7 protein-coding genes are annotated in these 6,135 nt (G+C 66.3%); all 7 read right to left on the bottom strand.

Annotation, left to right across the window (positions count from 1 at the left end; translation table 11 throughout):
• A partial coding sequence (locus D472_RS0124220; protein WP_026118028.1) for a proton-conducting transporter transmembrane domain-containing protein occupies window positions 1–692 on the bottom strand: 692 nt, incomplete at its 3' end.
• A gap of 437 nt (window positions 693–1,129) precedes the next feature.
• Window positions 1,130–1,474: a monovalent cation/H(+) antiporter subunit G gene (mnhG, locus tag D472_RS0124215; protein WP_017607016.1), complete on the bottom strand. Its 345-nt coding sequence runs from the start codon at window positions 1,472–1,474 to the stop codon at window positions 1,130–1,132.
• Window positions 1,471–1,728 carry a monovalent cation/H+ antiporter complex subunit F gene (locus D472_RS0124210; protein WP_017607015.1) on the bottom strand — a complete coding sequence of 86 codons (258 nt, stop codon included), beginning with the start codon at window positions 1,726–1,728 and terminating at the stop codon, window positions 1,471–1,473. The genes mnhG and D472_RS0124210 overlap by 4 nt, the downstream gene beginning before the upstream one ends.
• Window positions 1,728–2,105 carry a Na+/H+ antiporter subunit E gene (locus D472_RS0124205; protein WP_017607014.1) on the bottom strand — a complete coding sequence of 126 codons (378 nt, stop codon included), beginning with the start codon at window positions 2,103–2,105 and terminating at the stop codon, window positions 1,728–1,730. Before D472_RS0124205 ends, D472_RS0124210 begins: the two co-directional genes overlap by 1 nt.
• On the bottom strand, window positions 2,102–3,658 hold the full coding sequence (locus tag D472_RS0124200; protein WP_017607013.1) for a monovalent cation/H+ antiporter subunit D family protein: 1,557 nt from the start codon (window positions 3,656–3,658) through the stop codon (window positions 2,102–2,104). The genes D472_RS0124205 and D472_RS0124200 overlap by 4 nt, the downstream gene beginning before the upstream one ends.
• Window positions 3,655–3,963 carry a sodium:proton antiporter gene (locus D472_RS0124195; RefSeq protein WP_017607012.1) on the bottom strand — a complete coding sequence of 103 codons (309 nt, stop codon included), beginning with the start codon at window positions 3,961–3,963 and terminating at the stop codon, window positions 3,655–3,657. The genes D472_RS0124200 and D472_RS0124195 overlap by 4 nt, the downstream gene beginning before the upstream one ends.
• Window positions 3,960–6,135, bottom strand: a 2,176-nt coding sequence (gene mbhE, locus D472_RS26420; protein ID WP_017607011.1) for a hydrogen gas-evolving membrane-bound hydrogenase subunit E, incomplete at its 5' end; no start/stop codon positions are given. The genes D472_RS0124195 and mbhE, both read right to left, overlap by 4 nt.

The following is a 6,135-nucleotide window of genomic DNA, read 5'->3' as shown; positions in this document are numbered from 1 at the left end:
GCGTCCGGCAGCCAGTAGTGGAAGGGGAACTGCGCCGACTTGGTGAAAGCCGCCAGGATCACCAGGGCGGCCACCGCCGAGGCGAACACGGGGTCTTGCGCCCACACGGGGTCGGTGAGGATCTCGCTCAGTCGGGTGGTGCCCACACGCAGTGCCATCAGCACCACCGCGGTCATCAGGGCGAGTCCGCCCACCACGGTGAGCAGGAACGTGCGGATCGCCGGACGGCTGCCCGAGGGGCCGGAAAGGCCGATCAAGTAGAAGGAGGCGATGGTCGTGAGCTCCCAGAACACGTAGAGGAGCACGACGTCGTCGGCCAGCACCAGCCCCGTCATCGCGAACGCGAAAAGGGTCATCAGGGCGTAGAAACCCAGCCGTGGCCCGGGAGGGAAGTAGCGGGTGGAGTAGGCCAGGATGAGCGCGCCGATACCCGTGACCAACAAGGTGAACAGCCAGCCGATCCCGTCCATGCGCAGGCGCAGTTCGACGCCGAGCTCGGGTAGCCAGGGCCGGACGAACTCGATCGGGCGCCCTTCACCGAGCACCTGTGGTACTTGGGCCAGGACCACACCGGTCAGAGCCACGAGAACCAGCGCGAGCGGCCAACCCGAGCCGCGTCCCAGGAAGCGGTCGAGGGGGAACGTCACGAACACGGCGGCGGCGAGGACCAGAAGCAGTATCAGAAGTACCACGTCACCGTCATTTCACAATTCCTGGTCGCCCTCGAGTCGACACAGCGTCGAGAGGGCGACCGTGGCGTTATTCCGTCACTTTTGTGTTTTATGCGGTTATTCGAGTTTTCTTTGATTTCTGTGGCGACGGCTCGGGGCCACCGCCGGCCTCGCGATCGACCTGGGGGGACGCGCGGCCAGAAGGCGCCGTCCGCTGTGTGAAGCGGGTCCGGGCGGCGTCGCCGGTGCGGATGGGTCGATACCCAAGGTGTGGTGCGGGTGTTGAGCAGGAGCCTAACAACGGGTCCTGAGGATGGGAAAGGTGATCGCCCCGAAGGTGGGGGTCACCACGAATGGCGCGAGAATGTTTATCCCGTATCCATACGGATATACGCACGCATACGCGAACGGGGTCCCACCACCCTCCCGGTGGCGGAACCCCGCTTCCTCTTCGGAGGTCAGGACCGTTTCTCGGTGCCGGTCGTGGCCAGGTCGTCGAACTTCGTCCCCTCGGTGGGCTTCACCCCGGTCAGGTAGCCGGCACGGACGATGGCGTTGCCTCCCACCGCGGCGGTCGACAACTGGATCAACAAGGCCAGACCGATCTTGAGCGCGTTGCCCACCGTCGGGTAGTGCAGCAAGAGCCCCAAGAGGAGCAACGCGGTTCCCAGGGCTCCGGCGATGGTGACTCCGCTCAGCCTGGAGTAGAAGTCTGGGAGCCGGATCAGTCCGATCGCCCCGATGAGGAACACCACGGCTCCGGCGATCATGCTGATGACCCCGAGCGTGTACAGCAGGCTCATCGTTTACCTCCGGTGATCAGTCGGGCCAGGGAAAGGGCGGCCAGGAAGCCGATGAGCGAACACACCAGCACGATGTCCACGACCAGTTCGGTGTCCAGGCGAAAGCCCAACATGGCGACCAGGCCGACGAAGCCGAAGAAGACCACGTCGGAGGCGGCTCCTCGGTCGGCCGCGGAGGGGCCGATCAGGATGCGGTACGTGGCGATGGCCATGGCCAGCACGATCGCGGCGATACCGATGTCGATGAAGTTCATCAGCGCCGTCCCACCTCGTCGACAGTGTCCTCCAGCGCCCCGGAGGGTCGGGTGACCGCCAGGATGCGGTCCTCCATGGCGCTGACGTCCTCGCGGAAGGAGTCATGGTCCTTCACGTACAACCCGTGCACCCACAGGGTGGGAGGGTCGTGTCGTACGGCCACCGTGACCGTCCCCGGGGTCAGGGAGATCAGGTTGGCCAGCATCGTCACCTCGAAGTCGGTACGGCACCGGATGGGTACCTCGACGAAGGCCGGTGTCGACGAACTTCCCGGTGTGACGATGTCCCACATCACTTGGAAGGAGGTCTTGGTGATCTCGGCGCCCGCGTAGAAGGGGAACCAGAGCACCCGAAGTGCCCATGTCAGATAGGTCATCGCCCCAGCACCGCCTCGACGTAGGTGGACGTGTCCATGAGATTGGCGGCGGCCTGTGCGCTCAGTTCCAACAGGACGTGCGCTCCCAGACCGAAGCCCAGGGTGATCGTGGTCAGGATCAGCCCCGGAACGATCAGGGACGTCTTGACCTTGGGCCGGGTCAGTATCGCCGTGCTCGCGGTGGGTTCCCTGGCCCCGGCGGCCTCGGAGGACTCGGTGGATCCGGCGGCGGCGGTGGGCGCCTCTTCGTCCAGGCCGCTCTTGGGCCCCTTGCCCCAGAAGACCCCGCCCCAGATCTTCAGCATGGACATCAGGGTGATGAGGCTGACCACGATCATCACCGCCGCGGCGGTCCACTGTGCGTCGTCCACCGCGGCGATCACCAGGGTGAGTTTGGCGACGAACCCGGAGAAGGGCGGCAGTCCGGCCAAGGAGAGAGCGGCGCCCATGAACACCAATCCCAGCAAGGGTTCTCGTTTGGCGATGCCGCCGAGCCGGTCCAGGGCACCGGTGCCGTGGGTGTGTTCGATGGCGCCGGTGGACAGGAACAGTGAAGCCTTCACGATCATGTGGTGGATCAGGTAGAAGATCCCGGCCATGAGCCCGATCTCGGTGAACAGGGCCACGCCCAGCAGGATGTAGCCGATCTGGCTGATCATGTGGAAGACCAGGATGGAACGGGTGGTGTTCTCCCCCACGGCCCCCATGACACCGATGAGCATGGTGAGGGTGAAGGCCACCACGCCGATCCACAAGAACCGTGAGTCCCCGTCGAAGACCAGTGCGTACAGACGGTAGATGGCGTAGATGGCCACCTTGGTGTGCAGCCCGGAGAACAGGGCGGTGATGGCGGGTGAGGTGAACGGGTAGGTCCGGGCCAACCAGCCGTGTACCGGTACCACCGCGGCCTTGATCGCCAACGCGAGGATGACCACGCCCATACCGAGCGCCACCGCCGGTGATTCCTGGGCGGCTCCGGCGAGTTCACCCAGGTGCACGGTCCCGGCGGAGGCGTAGACCAGTGCCACGCCGGCCAAGAAGATCGTCGAGGTCAACAGGTTGACGGTGACGTAGATCCGACCGGCCTTCAACCGACCCAGGGCGCCCAACATCGCCAGCAGTCCGTACGAGGGCAACAGCATGACCTCGATGAACACGAACATGTTGAACAGGTCACCGGTGAGCAGGGCGCCGGCCACCCCCGCGGTGAGCACCAGGACCAGGGCGGGAAAGAAGGTGCGCTCGTCGTCTCCGGTGGCCACTGCGAACAGTGAGCACACCAAAGCCAGCAACGCGGTGGTCCACAGCATCAACGCACTGAACACGTCCGCGACGAACGGGATGGCGATTCCGTTCTGCCACAACCCCACGTTGTGCGCGAACACCGTGCCGTCACGGGTGAGCCAGATCAGTCCGGCACCGCCGAGCGTCCCGGCGGCGCTGGGGCCGAGGAACAGAGTGCGTCGAAGCCAGCGGGGCCCCTGAACGAAGGTCAGCAGCCCGGCCGCCGTCAAAGGGACCACGACGAAGAGGGGGAGCAGCGCGGCGTTCATGAGGCGTCCTCGGTGTCGTCGTCGCTGCCGGAGGCGGCGAGGGTGAGCATGTAGATCGCGATCGAGAAAGCGATGACGATCGCGGTCAGCACGAAGGCCTGGGGCAACGGGTCGGCCGTTTCCGAGCCCCAGCCGAACTGGAGCAGGGGTTGATCCCGGCGGGACACGCCACCCGCCGACATCAACAGCAGGTTCACGGCGTGCCCCACCAAGAGAAGGCCCAGGACGATACGGACCATGCCACGTTGGAGCATCAGGTAGACGCCCCCCGCGACCAGGATCGCGATGGTGATGGCGAGGGTCATCGCTTACCTCCGGTAGTGGAACCGTTCAGGGTGGCGGTGGTGTCGCCGGCCTCGGACGTGGTCTTGGAATCACTCCGGGCCGAACTCCCCTGGGCACTCTCGGCTTGGCCCGGGTCCCGTTCCAGTCCGAGTTCGTTGAGGGCGGTGAGCAACACCCCGACGACGGCCAGGTAGACACCGATGTCGAAGACGAAGGCCGTGGTGAAGTGGAAGTAACCACCCCAGGCCAGCGGGATGTCGGCGTGCAGGGGCCTGAGGAAGGAGCCGTCGACGAACCCCAGGACGCCGGAGAAGGCCGCGACCAGCACACCCACACCGATGATCGCCGGGTAGGCCAACCGGATCCGCGCCCGTTGGTCACTGGGGGCGGCCAGATAGAGCAGGGCGAAGGCCGAACCACCCACGAGACCGGCGATGAAACCGCCCCCGGGTTCGTTGTGTCCACGGAACAACAGGTACAGCGACCACACCACCAGCAGCGGCATGAGGTAACGGCCCACCGTCCGCATGAGCACCGTGTTGTCCTCGGCCGGGAACGCGGCGTTGGTGCGGGAGACCACCACCTGGCGCGAATCGTGCACCGGAAGCAGACCGCCCGAGCGCAGCACCGCGATGATGATGAGGCCGGCCACGCCCAGCACGACCAGTTCACCGAAGGTGTCCAGGGCCCGGTAGTCCACCAGGATGGTGTTGACGACGTTGGTGCCGCCGGTGTCGGCGGGAGCGTTCTCCAGGAAGTACTCCGCCGCGGGTGACAGTTCCCGGCGTCCGGTCAGGGCATAGGCCGCCACACCGGCGCTCAAGCCCGAGACGATCGCGATCGCCGCGGTCAGGGCCTTGCGTCCGGCCTTGACCGGATGGAACCGCCTGGGCAGCCGACGCAGCACCAGGACCGCGACGACCACGGTGAGGATCTCCACCAGGAACTGGGTGAGGGCCACGTCGAAGGCACCGAGGAAGAACAGCCACAGCGCGACGGTGAACCCGGCGACACCGACCAGGGCCAGCCCGGCCATGCGGGAACGGGTGATGGTCGCGGCCAGCACGGCGATCGCCATCAGGCCCACGAGCACCCAGTCCAGCCCCAGCGAGGTCTGGCCGGCCGGGGCGGGCAGGTCCAGGCCGATGACCACCCCGACCGTGGCCAAGGAGATGACCATGACCATCGGGACGCCCAGGTGGAAGGCCGGTGAATCCGTTCGGGTGAGATCGCCGGTACGCCTGCCCCACCGGATGACGCCCTCGTACAGCGACTCGAAGACTCCCACCCCGGAGACCGGGACGAAGTCGCGTCCGGCCAGCGAATCGCCGACCCGGGAACGCCAGGCCACCAGGGCGCCGAAGCCGATCGCCGCCATCGACATGAGCAACGCGACGTTGAAACCGTGCCACAGCACCAGGTGTGCGTCGGCCGCTTGATGCGTGGTGTCGGCCGCGACCCCGTTGACCAGAGGATCCAGTACCGGGACGGTCAGACCGAGCAGCACACCACCGAAGGCGGCGATGATCGCCGGTGTCCAGAAGCTGATCCGGGCCTCCCGCGCGCCGGCCTCCTTCGTGCCCTCCTGGCTTCGCGAGTCACCGAAGAAGGTGCGGTAGACGAACCGGAAGGAGTAGGCGAAGGTGAACACGGAGGCGCAGACCGCCACCACACCGGCCAGTGGACCGAACCAGGCCGGACCGGGGGCGTGCAGGAAGGACTCGAACAGGTTCTCCTTGCTGATGAAGCCGAGCAAGGGTGGGATGCCCGCCATCGACAGGGCCGACAGCGTGGCCACGATGGCGGTGATGGGCATCCGGCGCCCCAAACCTCCCAACTTGCGCAGGTCACGGGTGCCCGTCTGTATGTCCACCAGGCCGACCACCATGAACAGGGCCGACTTGAACAGCGCGTGCGCCACGGTGTGCACCGACGCGGCGACCAAGGCCTCCGGGGTTCCCACACCGATCACCGCCACCAGCAGACCCAACTGGCTGACCGTGGAGAAGGCCGCCAGGCGTTTGAGGTCGTTCTGCTGGATCGCGAAGAACGCGCCCATCACGGCCGTGATCAGACCCGCGGTGATGAGGATCACGTTCCATGGGAAGACGTCCGCGAAGGCGGGGGTGAAACGCATGGCCAGGTAGATGCCCGCCTTGACCATGGCGGCGGCGTGCAGGTAGGCGCTGACC

The sequence above is a fragment of the Nocardiopsis alkaliphila YIM 80379 genome (assembly GCF_000341005.1).
Lineage (GTDB): Bacteria > Actinomycetota > Actinomycetes > Streptosporangiales > Streptosporangiaceae > Nocardiopsis > Nocardiopsis alkaliphila.
This window is presented reverse-complemented; position numbering and strand designations above follow the sequence as displayed.